This window comes from Variovorax sp. WDL1 (assembly GCF_001541225.1).
Lineage (GTDB): Bacteria > Pseudomonadota > Gammaproteobacteria > Burkholderiales > Burkholderiaceae_C > Variovorax.
Genome location: NZ_LMTS01000237.1, coordinates 1 through 874, shown reverse-complemented (window position 1 = coordinate 874; position 874 = coordinate 1). Strand labels below are relative to the sequence as shown.

Genomic DNA, 874 nt, shown 5'->3' with positions numbered 1-874 from the left:
TCGTGATTCAACCTGCGTTTCCAGTCGACGTTTTGCGCTCTTGCTCGCGAGCCCGGATGCGCTTCTTCGAGTTGGCCGTGGCGTGCGTGATGCGGTAGCTCTCGTTTCCCGTCTCCACGATGTGGCAGTGGTGCGTGAGCCGGTCCAGCAACGCGGTGGTCATCTTCGCATCCACGAACACGCTGGACCACTCCGCGAAGTCCAGGTTGGTCGTCACCACCACGCTGGTGTGCTCGTAGAGCTTGGAGAGCAGGTGGAACAGCAGCGCCCCGCCGGCCTGGCTGAAGGGCAGGTACCCCATCTCGTCGAGCACCACCGCGTCCAGGCGCAGCATGCTCGCGGCAATGCGACCCGCCTTGCCTTGCGCCTTCTCCTGCTCCAGCGCGTTGACCAGGTCGACTGTCGAGTAGAAGCGCACGCGCTTGCCGTGCTGCGTGATCCCCGCCACGCCGATGGCGGTCGCCAAGTGGCTCTTCCCGGTGCCGGGTCCACCCACCAACACAACGTTGTGCGCCGCATCGGTGAAGGTCATTTCCGCCAACTGCAACACCAGCTTGCGGTCCACCGGCGAGACCTCGAACTCGAAGCCCGCGAGGTCCCGATGCACCGGGAACTTCGCCGCGTTCAGCTGGTGGCTGACCGAGCGCGTGGCGCGTTCCGTCACCTCGGCGCGCAGCATCTGCTCGACGAGCCAGCGCGATCGTTCCAGCTCGGCGTTGTTCTGATCGATCAGATCGGCCCAGGTCCCGGCCATCCCGTGCAGACGCAGCGCCTTGAGTTCGGCAATGACGTCACGCATGGTCGGCCTCCTGGATGTCGCGCAGCCGGTCGTAGCGGGCCGTGTCGGCGATCGGCGGCATCAGCACCTGCAGGG

1 protein-coding gene is annotated in these 874 nt (G+C 65.8%); it reads right to left on the bottom strand.

The genetic code is table 11. The features are described 5' to 3' along the window. Positions 1-7 precede the first annotated feature (7 nt). Positions 8-799, bottom strand: coding sequence for an IS21-like element helper ATPase IstB (gene istB / locus APY03_RS28995; RefSeq protein ID WP_068682441.1), 792 nt, complete (start codon positions 797-799; stop codon positions 8-10). Positions 800-874: the final 75 nt, after the last annotated feature.

Coding starts and splice junctions, on each gene's coding strand:
- istB (WP_068682441.1), bottom strand. CDS start 799: ATGCGTGACGTCATTGCCGAACTCAAGGCGCTGCGTCTGCACGGGATG.